The organism is Collinsella sp. AM12-1 (assembly GCF_003472325.1).
Lineage (GTDB): Bacteria > Actinomycetota > Coriobacteriia > Coriobacteriales > Coriobacteriaceae > Collinsella.
Map to the genome: position 1 here is coordinate 1 of NZ_QRLS01000013.1, position 15,786 is coordinate 15,786.

The 15,786-nt window shown below is 60.8% G+C and carries 14 protein-coding genes; 9 read left to right on the top strand and 5 right to left on the bottom strand.

What is annotated here, in order from left to right; translation table 11 throughout:
* Positions 1 to 269: 269 nt before the first annotated feature.
* The 3 genes from DW136_RS10160 to DW136_RS07295 are packed head-to-tail and all read right to left on the bottom strand — an operon-like array spanning position 270 to position 4,612.
* On the bottom strand, positions 270 to 2,447 hold the full coding sequence (locus tag DW136_RS10160; RefSeq protein ID WP_233503790.1) for a MurT ligase domain-containing protein: 2,178 nt from the start codon (positions 2,445 to 2,447) through the stop codon (positions 270 to 272).
* Between the two features lie 45 nt (positions 2,448 to 2,492).
* On the bottom strand, positions 2,493 to 3,536 hold the full coding sequence (locus DW136_RS07290; protein ID WP_117583328.1) for a hypothetical protein: 1,044 nt from the start codon (positions 3,534 to 3,536) through the stop codon (positions 2,493 to 2,495).
* On the bottom strand, positions 3,536 to 4,612 hold the full coding sequence (locus DW136_RS07295) for a hypothetical protein (protein ID WP_117583327.1): 1,077 nt from the start codon (positions 4,610 to 4,612) through the stop codon (positions 3,536 to 3,538). The genes DW136_RS07290 and DW136_RS07295 overlap by 1 nt, the downstream gene beginning before the upstream one ends.
* Positions 4,613 to 5,112: 500 nt before the next feature.
* On the opposite strand from DW136_RS07295, the gene DW136_RS07300 reads away from it, so the two are divergent.
* From DW136_RS07300 to DW136_RS07325, 6 genes are all read left to right on the top strand, one after another.
* On the top strand, positions 5,113 to 6,336 hold the full coding sequence (locus DW136_RS07300) for an iron-containing alcohol dehydrogenase (RefSeq protein WP_117583326.1): 1,224 nt from the start codon (positions 5,113 to 5,115) through the stop codon (positions 6,334 to 6,336).
* Positions 6,337 to 6,419: 83 nt separating this feature from the next.
* Entirely contained in the window at positions 6,420 to 7,520 is a 1,101-nt protein-coding gene (locus DW136_RS07305) for a glycerol dehydrogenase (RefSeq protein ID WP_117583325.1), read from the top strand.
* 147 nt (positions 7,521 to 7,667) lie between these two features.
* Positions 7,668 to 8,735, top strand: a complete 1,068-nt coding sequence (locus DW136_RS07310) for a glycerol dehydrogenase (protein ID WP_118289344.1) — start codon at positions 7,668 to 7,670, stop codon at positions 8,733 to 8,735.
* 151 nt (positions 8,736 to 8,886) lie between these two features.
* The gene (locus DW136_RS07315; protein WP_117583323.1) at positions 8,887 to 10,140 is read left to right on the top strand and encodes a 4Fe-4S binding protein; all 1,254 of its coding nucleotides are present in this window, start codon (positions 8,887 to 8,889) and stop codon (positions 10,138 to 10,140) included.
* A 114-nt stretch (positions 10,141 to 10,254) separates the two neighbouring features.
* On the top strand, positions 10,255 to 11,331 hold the full coding sequence (ychF, locus tag DW136_RS07320) for a redox-regulated ATPase YchF (RefSeq protein ID WP_118289345.1): 1,077 nt from the start codon (positions 10,255 to 10,257) through the stop codon (positions 11,329 to 11,331).
* Between the two features lie 11 nt (positions 11,332 to 11,342).
* A complete protein-coding gene (locus tag DW136_RS07325; protein WP_089572786.1) occupies positions 11,343 to 11,726 on the top strand; it encodes a DUF1648 domain-containing protein in 384 nt (127 codons plus the stop codon).
* Positions 11,727 to 11,735: 9 nt separating this feature from the next.
* Here DW136_RS07325 and DW136_RS07330 read toward each other — a convergent pair whose 3' ends face one another.
* Positions 11,736 to 12,125 carry a hypothetical protein gene (locus DW136_RS07330; protein ID WP_117583322.1) on the bottom strand — a complete coding sequence of 130 codons (390 nt, stop codon included), beginning with the start codon at positions 12,123 to 12,125 and terminating at the stop codon, positions 11,736 to 11,738.
* Positions 12,126 to 12,201: 76 nt separating this feature from the next.
* Here DW136_RS07330 and DW136_RS10275 point away from each other — a divergent pair, with 76 nt between their 5' ends.
* Positions 12,202 to 12,420 carry a helix-turn-helix domain-containing protein gene (locus DW136_RS10275; RefSeq protein ID WP_035136926.1) on the top strand — a complete coding sequence of 73 codons (219 nt, stop codon included), beginning with the start codon at positions 12,202 to 12,204 and terminating at the stop codon, positions 12,418 to 12,420.
* A 22-nt stretch (positions 12,421 to 12,442) separates the two neighbouring features.
* On the opposite strand, the gene DW136_RS07340 is transcribed toward DW136_RS10275, so the two are convergent.
* Positions 12,443 to 13,456 (bottom strand): asparaginase, encoded by a 1,014-nt coding sequence (locus DW136_RS07340; RefSeq protein WP_117583321.1) that lies wholly within the window; start codon positions 13,454 to 13,456, stop codon positions 12,443 to 12,445.
* Between the two features lie 267 nt (positions 13,457 to 13,723).
* Here DW136_RS07340 and guaA point away from each other — a divergent pair, with 267 nt between their 5' ends.
* The gene (gene guaA / locus DW136_RS07345; RefSeq protein ID WP_117583320.1) at positions 13,724 to 15,322 is read left to right on the top strand and encodes a glutamine-hydrolyzing GMP synthase; all 1,599 of its coding nucleotides are present in this window, start codon (positions 13,724 to 13,726) and stop codon (positions 15,320 to 15,322) included.
* Between the two features lie 211 nt (positions 15,323 to 15,533).
* A complete protein-coding gene (locus tag DW136_RS09995; protein ID WP_158551530.1) occupies positions 15,534 to 15,755 on the top strand; it encodes a type II toxin-antitoxin system RelB/DinJ family antitoxin in 222 nt (73 codons plus the stop codon).
* The last annotated feature ends 31 nt before the right edge of the window (positions 15,756 to 15,786 follow it).

Below are 15,786 nucleotides of genomic sequence, written 5' to 3' on the forward strand. Positions count from 1 at the left end.
GGACCCGTTCAGGCTGTTGCGTTGAGATTGAAAATCAACCACCACACAGGAGTGGGTTTCTATTCCGATTTTCAAATATCTCAATCTGTAACATCTGGGCGGGCAAATCGGCTCTATCTGTTACAGATCGAGACAGACGGCGGCAGTCGGGGCGAACATCTCAATCTGTAACAGTAAGATGACTTTTAACGGTCTAAATGTTACAGATCGAGACAAACTACCGTGGCGGGTCGAAACCACCACAAAGGTGCCTGTCCACTTTGTGATGGTTAGGGGAGGAGCTTCATCGCGGCGTCGTGGGCGACGTGCTCGTAGGTGTCGTCGAGGGGCTTGAGCGGCAGCAGGGCGGCGGCCTGTGCGTCGCCACGGCGCTCAAGGGCGTGGGCGATGAGCCAGTCGGCGAGCTCGGGGTTCTTGGGTAGCGCTGGTCCGTGCAGGTACGTGCCGATGACTCCCTTGTAGATCAGACCCTCAAAGCCATCGTCGCCGTTGTTGCCGGTGCCCACGACGACGGACGTTCCGAGCGGCGTGGCCTCTGCATCGAGCAGGGTGCGGCCGCCGTGGTTCTCGAATCCCACAAAGGGCTCGGGTGCCAGGTTGGCCTTGACGGCGACGTTGCCGATCAGGCGATCGGAGCCGCGCACGGTTTCGGCGGCAACGACGCCCAGGCCATCGATGCGATTCTCGCCCATATAGTACGAACGGCCGAGCAGCTGATAGCTGCCGCAGATAGCGAGCAGCGAGCCGCCGTCCTCAACATAGGCTGCGACCTTGTCTTTTTGAGCGAGCAGCTCGTGTGCCACGGCCAGCTGGTCGCGGTCGGAGCCACCGCCCATCATGACGATGTCGGCGTCGGTGAGATCGAGCGTCTCGCCCATACGGACTTCGTCCACGCGCACGGGAATGCCGCGCCAGGCGCAGCGGCGCTCGAGGGCAATGACGTTGCCGCCGTCGCCGTAGAGGTTGAGGGCATCGGGGTACAGATAGACGATGCGCAGGGGGCGCGAGAGCTCGACCGGCACAATGTCGGTGGGGACAGCGCTGCCATCGGCGCGCGTTACGGCGTGGGAGGCAACCGAGCTCGCATCGGTGCCCTTAAGCTCGTCGAGCTCCTTGACCAGCGGCGGGAAGGCCGTGTAGTTGGCGACGGCGTAGAACGTATCGCCAGCCTCCTCGTCTGCCACGGCGCCGATCGCCTGCTCGATATTCGAGATGATGGCGGCGTCGATGCCGGCGTACTTCAGGCGTACCTGCATATCGTGCGCGCGCGTACCCCCGACAAAGGCGATAAGCCCTGGGGTATCGGCGATGCGCTCGAAGTCGACGTCGTAGATCCACGAGACATCGTGGCCGTCGGCGTCGTTGTCGTTCAGGAAGAAGGCGCAGAGCCTGCCGCCTGCCGTTTTAATGGACTGGATCTGGCGATCGAAGCCCACGGGATTTTTGGCCAGGTTGGCCTCGACGGTACGGCCGGCGATCTCCCAGCGGCCCATGCGTCCGCCGGCGGGGACGTAGGCATCGAGCGTTGGCTGCAGATGTGCCGCGTCCACGCCCAACTCGCGCGCCGCAAAGAAGGCGGCGGCAACGTTGTAGACCATGTACAGGCCGTTGTAGCGCGTGGCGATGTGCGTTGCGGGCGCTTGTGCCTCGGGTCCAAAGTTCAGGTCAAAGCCGTAGCCGTCGCAGCCGAGTTCCACGCCCGTCACGCGACGGACAAGCCCAGGGCGGGCCCAGCCGCACGAAGGACAATGATAGGCGCCGAGCTGGCCGTACTGCACATAGTCGTATTCCAACGGCGCGTTGCACTGCGAGCAAAAACGCGAGTCGCTAATGCGATCGGACTCGGTGCCCGTGGCACCGTCGATGCCAAAGGCGATGCTCGTGTTGGGGACGCGTGCGGCGATCGAGGCGCACAGCGGATCGTCGGCGTTATAGATGAGCGTCGTTGCCGGCGAAAGCTCCAGCGCGTGGGCGATGACGTCCTGGGTGTGGTCGATCTCGCCGTAGCGGTCCAGCTGGTCGCGGAACAGGTTGAGCAGCACAAAGTAGGTCGGCTTGAGCTTGGGCAGGACGCGCACCGTGTAGAGCTCGTCGCACTCAAAGACGCCTACGCGCTTGCCGCTTCCGGCACGCTTAAGATCGCTGCGGCTCTCGAGCAGGGCGCCCACCACGCCCGGCTCCATGTTGTTTCCGGCACGGTTGCATACCACGGTGACGCCGCTGGCGGCAACGGCGTCGGCGATGAGGTTGGAGGTGGTGGTCTTGCCGTTGGTGCCGGTGATTACCACGCTGCGGTCGACAAGGTCCGCGAGGTCGCTCAGCAACTCGGGGTCGATCTTCATGGCGATGCGGCCGGGGAGTACGCCGCCCTGGCGCTTAAGGACGGAGCGCAGCCCCCAGCGGGCGATATCGCTCGAGGTGCAGGCGAGAGATGAGCGGAAGTTCATGAAGCCGTTCCTAACGTGAATGACATGGTCGTGACGTTTGCGCCGTTAAAAGCCGTAACGGCGCGCAAATTCCTGGGCAAGCTGCGATACGTCTTCGCAAGCGCTGGCCCAGGGGGCAAAGTCGGGAGTATCCGAGATGATGCCGTCGGCTTCCCAAACTGCCTGATGCGAAAGGTCCCAGGGGTCGTGCGGCTCGGGCCGGCAGGGAAGGTACGGTGTCTGATACATGGGGTTCAGCAAAAAGAACGCGCCGCCCTCGCAGCGGTTGGCAAACTCGCGCAGCGCGCGTGTGGCCGGGCGCATCTTGTTCGTTTTGAACAGCAAGATCGTGCGGGCGAGCAGGTACCAGGGGGAGTCCTCGAGGACATCGGCCCCCATCTGTTCCTCGAGCTGGTGGGCCAGGGCAAAAAAGCCGTCCTCGTCTTCCAGACGAGCGAGGGCGAGTAGCACGGTGCCTGCAGCTCGGGTGGGATAGCCCTCCGCCTTAAGAACACGGCGAGAATAGTTGGCGGCGGCACGGTAACGAGCGCTCGCCATGCACAGCTGCGAGATGGCCTCGAGCGTGTGGAGCCACCCGATAAGCGCCGGCTCGCTTACGGTGAGATCGGCCGCCGTCACGCCGTCCGTCAAAACCTTGTTGGCCCAGTAGTGTGGGGCCTCCATGTCGAACCCGGGCACGCTTTGCTGCAGGTAATCGGCCGTGGTCGCCTCGAGTTTCATCAGGTCGCCCAGGCAGGCGTCGACGGGCGTGTCCGCCAAAATGATGGCGAGCAGCTGGGCATCGACGACATACGCATCGATGCGGACAATCTTGAGCAGCTCATCGCGCATATCGTCGAACAGGCGGTTGCGTGTCTTCTCAAACTCCTCGTCGCTGCCCATGTCCTCGATGCGATGGAGTTCGTCGAGCAGGTGGCGGTGGACGCCGGCATAGGACAGCAGCGCCTGGGCATGCTCGGTCTGCGCATACTTGTGAGGGCTGACGCTCACGTCGTTATGGACAAGATCGCGTGCTGCATCGGTGAGTTCGGGGTGCGACGCAACGTAGGCGCGCTCCAGGTAGGCGGGGATGTAGACGCTCGGATCCATTAGAGGTCTCCTCCCTTAAACGGCAAGCCCTGCTCGGCCGCTCGCAGGATGCGCTCGTCGATCTGGGAACGCACGATATCGTTGGTGGCGACCCAGGCGGCAAAGCTGGCGTTGTCGGGGGCACCCAGGCCCTCCTGCAGAACCGGCGTCGCTTCGGACAGCGCAAGGACAAGCTCGTCGGTGGAGCCCGCATCCACGTTGACGCGGGCATAGACGCCATCGGGAAACTCGGTTTGGAAGTAGAGCGCCTCGGCTGCGTGCGGGCACGAGCGTGCAAGGATGCGCAAGTAGTGCTCGGCACCCTCGTAGTCCAGCTCGCGCCAGGCAGCGCTCATCAGCGCGATGAGCGTCCACGGGTCCAAGTCACGCTCTGCATCCTTGGGACGACGGCGTAGCGGCGTGTTGGCGAGATAGGGGACGGAGTGGGCAGAGCGAAAGCGCTTGAGCTCCTCGGCGGGGTATTCGAGCTTTGCCATGGCAAGCATCGCAGTATGGCGGACGCCGGCGGGGTCGTTGGGCGCAAAGTCCAGGCTGCGATTCGCGGCTTCGAGCGACATGCGATAGCGGCCGCTAATGAGGGCGCGCGACGCAAGGGCGGCAAGCCAGCGCAGGTAGGGGCGGCGCATAAGGTCGCCAGCGGCCTCGCGCTCGTAGGGGTCCTGCGCCGAGGCGATCTTGAGTGCCAGGTCGTGCTCGACTTCATCGCGCTTGGATACCAAATACTGTACGTACTCCTCGTTGGAGTTGGCGGTGAGGGCGGTCAGCATGCGCTGGGCATCCCAGTTGGTGGGGTCGAGCGCGGCTGCCTCGCGAAGCATGTTTTCGGCTGTGGTCTCTTCTTGCTCTGCCTGGGCATCGTCAGGGATAAAGGGAATGCGGTAGTCGACAGCCTCGACCACCTTGGCAATAAGGTGCCCGGCGCGGTCGCGGTCGTGCACGATGAGCGGCGCGGGGTCGCGGGTGAATTGTTCCATCAAACGCTCTACGGCGGCACCGTCGGTGAGCGGGATATTGTCGCGGCGCAAGGCCTCAAGAACGAGGCGATGGCAATCCTCTTGAATGGGATCGAATGCCATGGGGCCTCCTTTGCTGCGGTTAGGGTTCAAATGTCTCTATATAAGGTTCTAGTTTACCCGCATGTGGCACACCGGGGGTGCCGCACTTGGACATGCACCTTTGCACCACGAAGACGGATGTCGCACAAATGTCGGCACCTTGGACGACTGAGTGGTATCACGGTGCCGCAAACGGTCGATTTTTGGCGGCGAACGGGGCGCATTTTGGAGGGGCACAGTCCTGCCCGGGATATGTGGTCAACCTTGATAAAACGTTTGCCCAGCTTGGGAGTATGAATGCCCCACAAGGGTCTTCAGGGATAGAAAAAACGTTTCATCATTGTCGGCTTTAGGTGAATAACTGACCAACCAGAACGGTAGAATAGTGTTTGTCTGAGCGTTGAGACGTTTAGACATCGCGCATTGTCATCGCCGGCAACGCGCAAAACGGTCCTAACGGAGCCAATCGGGTGCTCCGTTATATACGCAAGTCTAAGAGGGGCTTGTTTAGGAGGCACAGTATGGGACGTTTTACCAATCCTCGCGATCTGTACTTTGGTGAGGGCGCTCGCCACGAGGTGAAGAACCTCAAGGGCAAGAAGGCCATCATCGTTTCTGGCGGCAGCTCTATGCGCCGCGGCGGGTTCTTGCAGGACGTTGAGGCCGACCTTAAGGAAGGCGGCTTCGAGGTCAAGCTGTTCGAGGGCGTCGAGTCCGATCCGTCCATCGAGACGGTCATGAAGGGCGCCGAGGCCATGCGCGAGTTCGAGCCCGACTGGATTATCGCCATCGGCGGCGGCTCGCCCATCGATGCCGCTAAGGCCATGTGGGTCTTCTACGAGTATCCCGAGGAGTCCTTCGATAACATCATCCAGCCGTTCAGCTTCCCCGAGCTGCGTCAGAAGGCTCATTTCTGCGCCATCTCCTCTACCTCCGGTACCGCTACCGAGGTCACTGCCTTCTCCGTCATCACCGACTACGCCAAGGGCATCAAGTACCCGCTGGCCGACTTCAACATCACCCCGGATGTCGCCATCGTCGACCCCGAGCTCACCTACACCATGCCTGCTAAGCTTTGCGCTCACACCGGCATGGACGCTCTGACCCACTGCATGGAGGCCTACGTTTCCACCTGCGCTTCTATGTTCACCGATGCCAACGCCCTGCACGGCATCCGCGAGATCGTCGAGTGGCTGCCCAAGTCCTATGCTGGCGACCATGAGGCTCGTCAGCACATGCACGAGGCTCAGTGCATCGCCGGTATCGCCTTCTCCTCGGGTCTGCTCGGCATCGTTCACTCCATGGCTCACAAGACCGGTGCAGCCTTTGAGAACGGCCACATCATCCACGGTGCTGCTAACGCCATGTACCTGGGCAAGGTCATCCAGTGGAACTCCAAGGATCCCCGTGCTGCCGAGCGTTACGCTTACGTGGCCAAGGAGATCCTGCACCTTCCCGGCGAGACCAACGAGGAGCTCATCGCTGCGCTCGTCCAGAAGATCCGCGACCTCAACGACCAGCTCAACATTCCGCAGTCCATCAAGGATTACGCGAATGGCGGCGTGAAGGTCGACGCCGAGAACCCGCAGATGGTTTCCGAGGAGGAGTTCCTCGCCAAGCTGCCCGAGATCGCCGCGAACGCCGAGACCGACGCCTGCACGCCGGAGAACCCGCGTGAGACCAAGGCTGCCGACTTCGAGAAGATCCTCAAGGCCTGCTACTACGACACCGACATCGATTTCTAATCGACTCTTGTTATCGTAACGAGGGGCTCCGCACGTATCTGTACGGAGCCCCTTTCTTTTTTCTTTTAGAGAATGGGATAGTTATGGCTGCAATTTTCAATAGCCCCAGCAAGTACATCCAGGGTCCGGACGAGCTCGCCAAGCTCGGCTCCTATGTCGAGCCGCTCGGCGCTAAGGCCCTCGTCATCGTGACGCCTTCGGGCAAGAAGCGCGTCGGTGCCAAGATCGAGGGCGGTTTTGCCGAGGCTAAGGCCGAGCTGCTGTTTGAGGACTTTAACGGCGAGTGCTCCAAGAGCGAGGTCGATCGCCTGGTTGCACTCGCTCACGACAACGGTTGCGACATCATCGTTGGCGTCGGTGGCGGCAAGATCCTCGACACCGCCAAGGCCGTCGCCTACTACCTGGAGTCCCCGGTCATCATTTGCCCCACCATCGCTTCGACCGATGCCCCGTGCTCGGCGCTCTCCGTGCTCTATACCGATGACGGCCAGTTCGATAAGTACCTGTTCCTTAAGGCGAACCCCAATATCGTTCTTATGGATACGACGGTTATCGCGGCGAGCCCGGTACGCCTGACGGTGGCAGGTATGGGCGATGCGCTCGCAACCTACTTTGAGGCCCAGGCGACGCACGATGCCGACGGTGGCACCTGCGCCGGTGGCAAAGGCGGCATGGCCGGCCTGGCGCTCGCCAAGCTCTGCTACGAGACGCTTATGGCCGATGGCGTCAAGGCCAAGGTCGCGCTGGAGAAGGGTGCGCTCACGCCTGCCGTCGAGCATATCATCGAGGCCAATACGCTGCTTTCGGGCATTGGCTTTGAGAGCTCGGGCCTTGCTGCTGCTCATGCCATCCACAATGGTCTGACGATGCTGCCCGAGTGCCACGGCATGTACCACGGCGAGAAGGTCGCCTTCGGCACCATCGTCCAGCTGGTACTCGAGGATGCCCCGACCGAGAAGCTCGAGGAAGTCTTGGGCTTCTGCATTGAACTGGGCCTGCCGGTCACGATGAAGGAACTTGGCGTTGCCGAGCTTACACGCGAGCAGGCCATGATTGTTGCCGAGGCCGCGTGCGCGCCCGATGACACCATGTGCAACATGCCGTTTGAGGTGACGCCCGAGATGGTCGCAAACGCCATCCTGGGTGCCGACGCTCTGGGCCACTACTATCTCATGGATGAGTAAATCAAGCTATGGAAGGGGCAAAGCAAGCAGATGGCTTTGCCCCTTTTTGCTATGGTGCAAACTAACCTGACCCCATCGCACCAAGTTGGTGCAAGGGGGTCAGGTTACTTTGCACCAATCGTTGTTTGATGAAGGGCGGATTCTCGTATGGCGCTTCCTATGGTTTACGGTGGTCCTGGCCGGTATGTTCAGGGGCCGGGCGAACTTTCGCGTCAGGGCAGGTATTTGTCATGGTTGGGCTGCGCTGCCTATGTCTTGTTTGACCAGGGCACCGAGGATCGGCTGTGCAGGCAGATTGTCGATGGATTTCTGGACGACGATCTGAGTGAGCCATTCTTTAAGATTTATGACGGTCCGTGTACGGAAGATGCCGTTGTCGAAATGGCCAAGGAAGCCCGGGCCGAGTATTGCGACATGGTGGCGGGCATTGGCGGCGGCAAGATGCTCGATATCGCAAAGGCCGTTGCGTTTTATGCTGAGCTGCCGTTGTGCGTATGTCCCACGGCGGCTTCGATGGACGGTCCGTGCAGCGCGATTTCGGTGTTGTATCACGAGGACGGGTCGTTCGACCGCTATCTGATGCTCGAGAAGAATCCAGACCTGGTCGTGGTCGATACCAACGTGGTCGCGGCGGCCCCACTGCGCATGACGGTCGCCGGTATGGGCGACGCGCTGGCAACGTACTTTGAGGCACGTTCGTGCGCCGCGGCGAGAGGTGCGAACGAGCACGGTGGCGCACCGGGGCACTTGGCACTGGTCGCGGCACGTGCCTGCTACGACACGCTTATGGAATGCGGCATCGCTGCCAAGCGCGATCTCAAAAGGGGACGTACATCGCCAGCGGTTGAACGCCTGATCGAGTGCAACATCCTGCTCTCGGGCGTCGGCTTTGAGAGCGGTGGCTTGGCGTTGGCGCATGCCATCGCCAACGGTCTGACGATTCTGCCCGAGTGCAAGGCCATGCATGGTGAGGCTGTGGCATTTGGCCTGGCGGTGCAGCTGCGTCTGGAGCGTGCGCCCGAGCTTAATCAGGTGCTCGAGTTTTGCCAGCGCGTTGGTCTGCCGACGACGCTCGAGGAGCTGGGCCTCGGCGAGATTTCCGATGCCGACCTGATGAGCGTTGCGGATGCGGCCTTTAGAAACGAACGCAATATGGCCAACGAGCAGGCCAAGGCGACCAAACAAAAGCTCGTGCAGCTCATGCGGGAGGCATAGCTTGGCGCTTGATCGACCTTGTGCAATCGAGGCTGCGATAGGCCATGGGTTATTTGCCTCAAAGGTGCTCCGCGTGTAATTTGCCCGAGGCGTGGGCTCATAGCGTATCATTATCTCTTGCTTGTTTGCACTGCTCAGGGAGGGGCCGCGCATGGCGCAGGAACACGATCTATTTGATGACATTATCGAGATCAGCAAGGGTTTCGACTTTCTTAAAAATCCGCTTGGCGGTGTGACCGATGCACTCGATCCGTCGGCACCGCAGTGGAATCCTGCCGACTACAAGGAGCGTCCGCGCGGCAACACCATTCCGTGCCTGACCTGCAAAAACGAAAAGAGCGGCTGCACCGCGTGCGTGGACGTGTGCCCGGTCAACGCTATCGAGGTCGAGGAAGACGCCATCGAGATCCTCGACTCCTGTCGCAAGTGCGGCCTGTGCGCCGCCGCCTGTCCGACCGAGGCGATCATCTCGCCACGCCTGGCGCCCAAAAACCTGTATGACGACATTGTCTCGGCAGCTACGAGCCACGAGACCGCCTACGTCACCTGCACGCGCGCCCTTAAGCGCATGCCGCGCGAAAACGAGGTCGTCGTTGCCTGCGTGGGCGATATTACGGCCGAGACCTGGTTCTCGGTGCTGGCGGACTATCCCAACGTGAGTGTGTACCTGCCGTTGGGCGTGTGCGATAAATGCCGCAACACCGGCGGCGAGGACATTCTGGGCGAGGCGATTGCGAAGGCCGAGGAATGGGCCGGTACGGGCATGGGTCTTGAGGTCGACCCCAAGAGCCTCAAGTGCCATAAGCGCCGCGAGTACGAGCGCAAGGAATACATGGAAAAGATCGCCCGCACCACGGGCCTGACCGTGACTAAGCTCAACCCGGCGACGGCGGCGCTAGCTTCGGTGACACAGAAGCTCAAAGCCCATCGTCATCAGATTACCCAGCTGGAGCGCACACTCAACACCATGTGCGGTACCACGACGACCAAGCGTCGCCGTTCGCTTACGCACGGGCGACAGCTGGTGCTCTCGACGCTGCAAAACCACCCCGAGCTTGCCCAGAACATGCAGGTGAGCACGCCGGAGTGCGATTTTGACAAGTGCACGTCGTGCGGCGAGTGCGTCAATGTATGCCCCACGTTCGCCTGCGATTTGATGGGAAGCGGCCGCTTTGCGTTGGAGTCCACGTATTGCTTGGGCTGCAGTGCCTGCGTCAAGGTGTGCCCCGAGCATGCGCTCAAGCTGGTTGAGCATGACGCGTCCAATCTGGTCGTCGTCGATCCCGAAGCCGAGGAAAAGGCTGCCCAGAAGGCGAAGGCTCACGAGGAGGCCGAGAAGGTCAAGGCCGAGGCAAAGGCCAAGCTCGATAAGATGCTCGATCAGGTGGAAAAGCTCGCAGACTAGTCAGCGACCCCTATCTCTGCTTCATTTGCGCCGCCGTGGCGTCCGGGTTCGCCTGGATGCTGCGGCGGCGCTATACTTATGCAGTTTGAAGTACCTGTATCAAAAGGAGCTGTCGTGTCCCTTTCCATCGGTATCGTGGGCCTGCCCAACGTGGGCAAGTCGACGCTGTTCACCGCGCTTACCAAAAAGACCGGCCTTGCCGCCAACTACCCGTTCGCCACGATCGACCCCAACGTGGGTATCGTCGATGTGCCCGATAGCCGCCTGCAAAAGCTCGCCGACATCGTCAACCCGGGTCGCATTGTGCCGGCTACGGTCGAGTTCGTCGACATCGCAGGTCTGGTGAAGGGCGCTAACGAGGGCGAGGGTCTGGGCAACCAGTTCTTGGCAAACATCCGCGAGACCGACGCCATCTGCGAGGTCGTGCGCTACTTTAAGGACCCCAACGTCATGCGTGAGGTGGGCCGCACCGGCGAGTTCGTCGATCCCGCCGGCGATGCCGACACCATCATGACCGAGCTTATCCTGGCCGACATGGGCACGCTCGAGAAGCAGCTGCCCAAGCTCGAGAAGGAGGCCAAGCGCGACAAGGAGCTCATGCCCAAGTTTGAGGTCGCCAAGCGTCTGCTTGCCTGGCTCAACGAGGGCAAGCGCGCCGCATCCATGGAGATGACTGACGAGGAGCGCGCCGCCGCCAAGGGCCTGTTCCTGCTCACCATGAAGCCCATCCTGTATGTGGCCAACGTGGACGAGGATATGCTCAACGAGGACCTGGCGCCCATCGATGGCGTCAAGCCGCTGCCGATCTGCGCCAAGATTGAGGCCGAGCTTTCCGAGCTCGATCCCGAGGACGCTGCCGACTACCTGGAGAGCCTGGGCCTGGAGCAGCCCGGCCTGGACGTGCTCGCGCAGGCCGCCTACAAGCTGCTTGGCCTGCAGTCGTTCTTTACGGCTGGTGAGATGGAGGTCAAGGCCTGGTCGGTTCGTCAGGGCGCAACCGCTCCGCAGGCCGCCGGCGTCATCCACACCGACTTTGAGCGCGGCTTTATTAAGGCCGAGGTCATTGGCTACGACGATTACATCGAGCTCGGTGGCGAGCAGGGCGCCAAGGCCGCCGGCAAGCTGCGTATCGAGGGCAAAGAGTATGTCATGGCCGATGGCGACGTCGTGCACTTCCGCTTTAACGTGTAAGGACGACGCATATGTTTAAATATGGCAAAAAAGCTGGCTACATGGGTATTGCGTTGCTCGTACTTGCGGTGATTCCGCTGGTGGTTGCAGCGTGTGTTATCCCCAACATTGGTCCCGAGGTGGCAACGAAGTTTAACGCGGCCGGTGAGGTGACGCGCTGGGGCAAGAGCTACGAGCTGCTGGCGCTGCCGGTGCTCAACCTGCTGCTGAGCGTGGCGACGTACTTTACGGCAGGACGTCAGGCTAAAAACAATGATGACTCCGCCGCCATGGCGCGCATCGTGTGCGAGCGCTACCTGCGAAACGGCTGCATCACGGGTGTGTTCCTCAACGTGATTAACGTTTACTTTATGTACTCGGCTATTACCGGAACAGGCTTTGGCTTTGGTTTCTAGCTTGTCCTTTTAGGCAACGAGCCTGCACGCATATTCAATGGCTGCTGCGAGGCCGCCGCTCGATCGTGGTTTAAAGACCATATCGGCGGCGGCCTCGTTTTCGTATCCGGAACCGCGGAGGGCGAGTGCGATACCGGCTTCTAAAAGGAGCGGCAGGCCGCGTTGGCTGGTTGCGATTACGGCAGCCTGATTGAGCGAGCGGCTGTGCGCTTGGCATTGGATGACAAGTTCGCCTTGCGCCGGGCAAGGGACCAGAACGGCGGCGACGCGACTTGATAGCAATGCAAATGCTGTGCGCTCATCGGGCGAAAGACATTCTGCTTCAACGACGACGAGCTTGGGCGGTGCGCTGTTTGTGCGAAGCGTGGCTCGGTACGTGCGGACCGAAGAACCCGACATAGAAAACTCCTGTGTATTCGGCAAAACGTAAACTATAGTTTACGTTTATGTTCGGCTCCATTTCAAACTCGTCTGCATGGACGAACGTGCTAAACAGATTCTTGGCAGGCGGGTCGAAGAGACACGCAGGGACCTTGGTATCTCCAAGGTTGATTTTTGTGTGGCGACAGGAATCAGCCGACCCTACCTCGACCGAATCGAAGATGGGACGGCAAATTTCACGCTCAAGGTTCTATTTAAGATCGCGCCCGCACTCGGCATGACGGTGTCAGAGCTTCTCGAGGGGATCGAATAGGGGATACCCGTCGACAACTGAATTACGCCATCGGGATGCGGTCGTGGTTGACTTGGCTGTAGAACAGGCGCTGGATCTCGGCGGCATCGCGTGACTGGCCGAGTGCCCACATGGTTTTGGCTACGAGCGTCTCGGTGGTCATGTCGTCGCCGCGCAAAATACCCGAATGATCGGCGTAAGCGCGGCCGACCTCATAAACACCCAGGTCAAGGCCCTCTTCGGGGACCTGCGTGGTCATAACGACAGTGCGGCCCGAATCGACCCAGCGGAAAATTGTCTCTTGGAACGACTCGCCCGACTCACCAAACTCGGGGATGCCGCCAATGCCAAAGGTCTCCAGGATTACAGCATCGTAGCTATCGGCAAGGGCGTCCAGGATACCCGGGTTCACGCCGGGCGTGAGCTTAAGGACAAACACACGCGGGTCGATACTGTCGTAGAAACGAACCGGGCACTCATTCTGGTGAGTGCCGTGAATCCCGTTGCGCACGATGCGGTCGTTGCGGATGTAGGCAATGGGCGGATAGTTGACACTAATGAACGCGTTAAAGCTCATGGTGCGCTGCTTGCGGGCGCGCGTGCCGGCAATTGCCACGCCGCCAAACACGATCGAGACATCGTGCGAATGCTCGTCGAGCGCATAGAGCAGGCTCTGGTACAGATTGAGCTTGGCATCGGTAAAGGGGTTGCCCATGGGCTTTTGCGAGCCGGTGAGCACGATGGGCTTGGGGCTGTCCTGAATCAGGTAGGAAAGCGCCGCCGCGGTGTAGCTCATGGTGTCGGTGCCGTGCAGAATCACGAAGCCGTCGTGGTCGGCGTAACCCTCGACGATGACGTCGCGGATACGCATCCAGTCGCTCGGACGCATATTGGTGCTGTCGATGTTCATGGGCTGCACGACGTCGAGCTCGCAGAGGCCCGAGATCTCGGGGACGCTCTGGGCGAGCTCCTCACCGGTCAGGGCGGGGGAGAGGCCGTTGCCGTCCTCGGTCGATGCGATGGTGCCGCCCGTGGCGATGAGAAGGATGCGCTTCATGCTGGTATTCCTATCGTATTTGCCGCCCCAGAGGCGGAGTCGTTCGGCAGTATTGTGGCACAGGGCGTCCAATGTTCAAACGTAATACATCATCTGTAATGTTTAGTAACACTCCAATTGCCGTCAAATAAGGCCCAGGTCGTGCGTTTGCCGTGCGCTGATGGCTGCGAGGGACGAGAAACCCCATATAACGTGTACACTATGAAAGTTATTTTCGTTCATTCACGCGGGTGGGCACCGGCTCCCCGCCAACAAGAGGGGGAAACCATGGATCAAAAGGCTTCCGCAAAGGTCCTCGTACTCGACTTTGGTGCGCAGTACGGTCAGCTCATTGCCCGTCGCGTTCGCGACCTCAACGTGTATTCCGAGATCGTTCCCTGCGACATCTCGGCCGACGAGATTCGCGAGATGAACGCCTCTGCGCTCATCCTTTCCGGCGGCCCGGCTTCTGTGTATGCTGAGGACGCTCCGTCCATCGATCCTGCCATCTTTGACCTGGGCCTTCCCGTCCTGGGCTTTTGCTACGGCCATCAGATCACGGCCGTGACGCTCGGCGGCAAGGTCGGCCACTCCGAGGTGGGCGAGTACGGCCGCGCCACCATCACGCGCACGGCTGGTGCCAAGCTCTTTAACTCCACGCCTATGGAGCAGACCGTGTGGATGAGCCACCGTGATGCCGTCTCCGAGGTGCCCGAGGGCTTTACCGTTACTGCCAGCACCGACGTGTGCCCGGTTGCCGCCATGGAGTGCGTCGAGCGCAAGATTTTCACCACGCAGTTCCACCCCGAGGTCAAGCACTCCGAGTACGGTCAGCAGCTGCTGAGCAACTTCCTGTTTGAGATCTGCGGCCTGGAGCCCAACTGGAGCATGGACAACCTGGTCGAGACCATGACGGCCGAGTTCCGCGAGAAGGTCGGCGACGACCGCGTGATTCTGGCCTTGTCCGGTGGCGTCGACTCCTCCGTCGTGGCTGCGCTGGGCGCCCGCGCCGTGGGCAAGCAGATGACCTGTGTGTTCATCAACCACGGTCTGCTGCGCAAGGGTGAGCCCGAGCAGGTGGAGGAGGTCTTCACCAAGCAGTTTGACGTCGACTTTATCCACGTCCACGCCGAGGACCGCTATGCCGAGCTTCTGGCCGGCGTGACCGAGCCTGAGGAGAAGCGCCGCATCATCGGCACGCAGTTCTGGAAAGAGTTCTTCGCGGTCGCCCAGCAGCTCGAGTGCGATGGCAAGCCGGTCAAGTATCTGGCTCAGGGCACCATCTACCCCGACATCATCGAGTCCGGCGCTCGCAAGACGGGCGGCAAGACGGCCACCATCAAGAGCCACCACAACCTGATCCCGTTCCCCGAGGGCGTGCACTTCGACCTCATCGAGCCGCTCGACCACTTCTTTAAGGACGAGGTCCGCGCGCTTGGTCTGGCGCTCGGCCTGCCGGGTCACATCGTGTTCCGTCAGCCCTTCCCGGGCCCGGGTCTGGCCATCCGCATCATCGGCGCGGTCGACAAGGAGAAGCTCGAGATTCTCAAAAACGCCGACGCTATCGTGCGCGAGGAGCTCGACGCCTACAACCAGCGTCTGTTTGAGCAGACTGGCGAGCGCAACTCCGAGCACAGCTGCTGGCAGTATTTCGCGGTCCTGCCCGACATTAAGTCCGTTGGCGTAATGGGCGACGAGCGCACCTATCAGCGTCCGATCATCCTGCGTGCCGTCGAGTCCAGCGATGCCATGACCGCCGACTGGGCCAAGCTGCCCTACGACGTGCTGGCCCGCATTTCCGGCCGTATCGTGGCTGAGGTCCCCGGTGCCAACCGCGTGTGCTACGACATCACGTCCAAGCCGCCGGCGACCATCGAGTGGGAGTAGTTAAAATATGTGCAATTTACGTGCATGAAAACCTAGATAGCACCCATGGCGCACTGCATCATGGGTGCTATCTTTGTATATGGGAGCGGGTCACGGCATATTCCAGTCGCCACGTGACGGATATCCGCCACACCATGACGGATTCCAGGAACATACCGCCTGCCGCGCGTGCAATCGCCGTATTGCGCACACACGAGGCAAGGAGGTCCGCATGGAGACAGTTAACGTCACCGTACGCATGGAGAGGCAGACGAGGGACGACGCTGCGAAGCTCTTCTCGAAGCTCGGCATCAGCACCACCCAGGCGATCAACATGTTCCTCAAGCAGGCCGTGAGGGAGCAGAGGACACCCTTCGAGGTCTGGATTCGCGGCAATTTTGAGACTGGATGCAAGTGGGACAAACTGAGGCAAACTGGAACGAACTGGAGATAGTTTCTAACTATTGAGTGGGATTAGAGTAAGT

What these genes read in the sequence shown, in the direction of transcription:
- DW136_RS09995 (WP_158551530.1), top strand. Translation starts at nt 15,534, where the DNA reads ATGGAGACAGTTAACGTCACCGTACGCATGGAGAGGCAGACGAGGGAC.
- DW136_RS10275 (WP_035136926.1), top strand. Translation starts at nt 12,202, where the DNA reads ATGGACGAACGTGCTAAACAGATTCTTGGCAGGCGGGTCGAAGAGACA.
- DW136_RS07290 (WP_117583328.1), bottom strand. Translation starts at nt 3,536, where the DNA reads ATGGATCCGAGCGTCTACATCCCCGCCTACCTGGAGCGCGCCTACGTT.
- guaA (WP_117583320.1), top strand. Translation starts at nt 13,724, where the DNA reads ATGGATCAAAAGGCTTCCGCAAAGGTCCTCGTACTCGACTTTGGTGCG.
- DW136_RS07330 (WP_117583322.1), bottom strand. Translation starts at nt 12,125, where the DNA reads ATGTCGGGTTCTTCGGTCCGCACGTACCGAGCCACGCTTCGCACAAAC.
- DW136_RS07295 (WP_117583327.1), bottom strand. Translation starts at nt 4,612, where the DNA reads ATGGCATTCGATCCCATTCAAGAGGATTGCCATCGCCTCGTTCTTGAG.
- DW136_RS07305 (WP_117583325.1), top strand. Translation starts at nt 6,420, where the DNA reads ATGGCTGCAATTTTCAATAGCCCCAGCAAGTACATCCAGGGTCCGGAC.
- DW136_RS10160 (WP_233503790.1), bottom strand. Translation starts at nt 2,447, where the DNA reads ATGAACTTCCGCTCATCTCTCGCCTGCACCTCGAGCGATATCGCCCGC.
- DW136_RS07310 (WP_118289344.1), top strand. Translation starts at nt 7,668, where the DNA reads ATGGCGCTTCCTATGGTTTACGGTGGTCCTGGCCGGTATGTTCAGGGG.
- DW136_RS07300 (WP_117583326.1), top strand. Translation starts at nt 5,113, where the DNA reads ATGGGACGTTTTACCAATCCTCGCGATCTGTACTTTGGTGAGGGCGCT.
- DW136_RS07340 (WP_117583321.1), bottom strand. Translation starts at nt 13,456, where the DNA reads ATGAAGCGCATCCTTCTCATCGCCACGGGCGGCACCATCGCATCGACC.
- DW136_RS07325 (WP_089572786.1), top strand. Translation starts at nt 11,343, where the DNA reads ATGTTTAAATATGGCAAAAAAGCTGGCTACATGGGTATTGCGTTGCTC.
- DW136_RS07315 (WP_117583323.1), top strand. Translation starts at nt 8,887, where the DNA reads ATGGCGCAGGAACACGATCTATTTGATGACATTATCGAGATCAGCAAG.